Consider the following 2,964-nt stretch of genomic DNA (forward strand, 5'->3'; position numbering starts at 1 on the left):
ACGTACCTTAAAATACCTGTTTTATCTCTCCACACCAGGAGGAGTGAAACGAATTTCAATTCGCCGCCGCGCAGGTTCATCAGTATTGCCATTGTTCTGAGGAATGTAACCTTTTGGCAAAACTAATTGTGCGGCGGAATAGGCGCGAAACTCTAATCCTTTTAAGCGACCTTTTTTCTGCATATCCCGCAGTACCTGAACGACTGCTAATGCTCGCATCAACCCCAAATCTGCATTCGATCCTAGTTGAATTGCACTGGCATTTTCGCCATTGGCTATTTCTGCTATTTTATCATCTAAACTGCTATATCTATTACTATTTTTTTGACCGTCAGTATGACCGATTACTTCTACGATATAGCCTTGGTATTCTGTTGCGTAGCGTTCGATTTGATTGACGAAATCATTTTCGATTTTGCTACGCAGTCCGGTTGGTAAGTCGGCTTTACCAACTGCAAATTTATATTCTCCGGAGTCTTTAATTACAATGATAGGCGGCGATTTCAGTCTTTCTACTTGTCCTTCAAGGTTAGTAACTTGATTTGTTTTTTGCTGCAATTGCTGCTGCAAATTAGCTAGCTGTTTTTCTAAGTCTCCCACTTTATATTCACTTTGACGCAGCTTGTCATTTATCTCTTCTGAGGTAGACTGTAATATGGATGCTTTTACTATTGCTAGTAACAAGAATAAACTCAAAATCATAAAGGCGTTAGACATCAAATCTGTGAAAGCTGGCCAGATGTTGAGGTCTTCGTTATCATCAAGATGGCGTGACCGACGACGCACGATCGCAACTCCCAATCAAAAAGTTTATATCTTGTTTAATTTATCAACTATTTCATCTAATTTGGCTTCATCTATATCTTTAGGCGAACGCTTTTCCAAGGTTTGTCTCAATCTGTAAAGTTCATATTTGGTGTCGTTGAGATGGCCGATCCCTTGCTGAATATTTTCGATGACACTTTTAATTTGTGAACTGGTATTTTCGGATTGGTTATTGATGGTTTCGGAAATGCGATCGCTCACAGATTGAATTCCCAAAGTAACACCCTCCGTATATTCCCTCAGCGTCTCTACCAAGTTTGCCAATTCAACTTGTACTTTATCCAAATTATCCGATTTAGAGATAATTTTCTGCTGTAATTCAGCAACAGACTGAAAATTTGGCAATCCTTGCTGGAGTTGGACAACAATCTCATCGAGAGCTTTTTGATGGTTTTGATGCAACTCTAAAAATTGCACTGATGTTTGATTAATATTGCTGACTTCTTCTTGCAAATTCAATAATTGTTGACTGGAACGTCGCAGTTCGCTCAGCGCTTTTTTAATTGATTGAACCGATTCTGCTAAAATAGAAGCAGACTGGGAAAAGTCGGCTTGCGTGCTAGCCAAATCTGCTGTTGCGTCTGCTAATCTGTGCGGAAATTGGCTATGCTCAAAAGTTTCGGCTACCTGATTAAATCGCTCGGCTGTTGTCATCATCGCCGCTACAGCATTCCCCAACTCATTAGCGGATATTTTAAATTGATTTGCACCGCTGGATATCGTACCAGAAGATTCGGCTAATCTGGTGTATACTTCTTTGGCTAACTTGGTAGCTTCAATATTAGCATCAAAAATTTCTTGCAGTTTAGCTTTGAGAGAACTTTCGACTGCTTCTCGCACAGTTTGTCCAAATTTAGTTAAGAAGTGGTCAAACGAATCTGCCATACCTTTGACTATTTTATCTAGGCGAGTTTGACCCTGTAGTGTGGGATGATAAACGTTATCGAGATAATCTTCCAGAGAACAAATAAGCTGATACTTAGCTAAGTTAGTATTGAATATTAAATTAATTACTGTTAATAAAGCGCTAAAAAATATTCCCGTTAAGCTAGTGGTGAAGGCAATCCCCATACCTTGTAAAGGTTCTTGCAATTTCTGCACTAAACTGCTAACATTGCTGGCGTCGGGTTGCGCGATCGTCTGACTCAATGCAGTTAAATTAATTGTAATCCCTAGAAAAGTCCCCAGCAATCCAAATGCTAGCAATAAATTTGGGAGAATACGACAAAAGTAGTCGATTTGTTCGCTGGAAATCCCCGCCACTTTCTCTTGGCTGTAAACTTGATCTATTAATGCTGCTGTATTGACTTGTTCTAAATTACTACTCGCTTCTTTAAATCTCGATTTAAGGTTTTCCACAATCCGAGGTTCTTTGATACTCGTGTTACCGTTGACGAGCATTTTCACCTTAGTCACTTGCTGCACCAAATGTTGATGCAAAGCTAAACGCAATAAAATAGCAATTACTGATGGCAAAACAACGAGTACGACAGTCAGAAAAATTAAATAAGACGGGATTGGTGGCATGACAAAACCTTAAGATTCTGAGGATGAACTGTGATTTTGTTCTCGCTCCCAGCAGGAACTTGAAAGCGAGGATTGAGATTCGATCGGATAATTCAGTTATTATCCACAGAATCCTGTAGACTTTGTACCTGTTCAATTGTCAGTCCCGTTAACCTTGCCACTTCCTCTACAGGCATATTTCTTTGCAGCAAAGTACGCGCAAATTGTTCTTTAGCTTGCTGAATACCTTGCTGAATACCTTGCTGAATACCTTGCTGAATACCCCGTTGCAATCCAGTTTGCAAAATTTCTTGATAAATCACTGATTCCCTCATAACGTCCTCCCGTAGGATCCAGTTTTAGTTAGTTGGTTATTTGGTGTGACCGGGTTTAACCCGGTCACGTTATAATTCATTGATTATCCACAGTATTGTGTAGACTTTGTACCTGTTCAATTGTCAGTCCCGTCAAACTAGCTACTTCCTCTACAGGCATATTTCTTTGCAGCAAAGTACGCGCAAATTGCTCTGTAGCTTGCTGAATACCTTGCTGAATACCCCGTTGTAATCCAGTTTGCAAAATTTCTTGATAAATCACAGATTCCCTCATAACGTCCTCCCGTAGGATTGTTTT

At 39.8% G+C, this 2,964-nt stretch carries 3 protein-coding genes and 1 pseudogene; all 4 read right to left on the minus strand.

Going from position 1 to position 2,964, the window contains the following annotated elements; all coding sequences use genetic code 11:
• Positions 1–21 precede the first annotated feature (21 nt).
• On the minus strand, positions 22–786 hold the full coding sequence (locus H6S82_RS27010) for a hypothetical protein (RefSeq protein WP_190461585.1): 765 nt from the start codon (positions 784–786) through the stop codon (positions 22–24).
• A 24-nt stretch (positions 787–810) separates the two neighbouring features.
• Positions 811–2,352: a hypothetical protein gene (locus H6S82_RS27015; RefSeq protein ID WP_190461583.1), complete on the minus strand. Its 1,542-nt coding sequence runs from the start codon at positions 2,350–2,352 to the stop codon at positions 811–813.
• Positions 2,353–2,444: 92 nt separating this feature from the next.
• Complete coding sequence (locus H6S82_RS27020; RefSeq protein ID WP_190461581.1) at positions 2,445–2,666, minus strand: hypothetical protein; 222 nt, start codon at positions 2,664–2,666, stop codon at positions 2,445–2,447.
• 76 nt (positions 2,667–2,742) lie between these two features.
• Positions 2,743–2,964, minus strand: a pseudogene (locus tag H6S82_RS27025) (hypothetical protein); the annotation flags it as partial.

This window comes from Planktothrix sp. FACHB-1355 (assembly GCF_014748295.1).
GTDB lineage: Bacteria > Cyanobacteriota > Cyanobacteriia > Cyanobacteriales > Aerosakkonemataceae > Aerosakkonema > Aerosakkonema funiforme_A.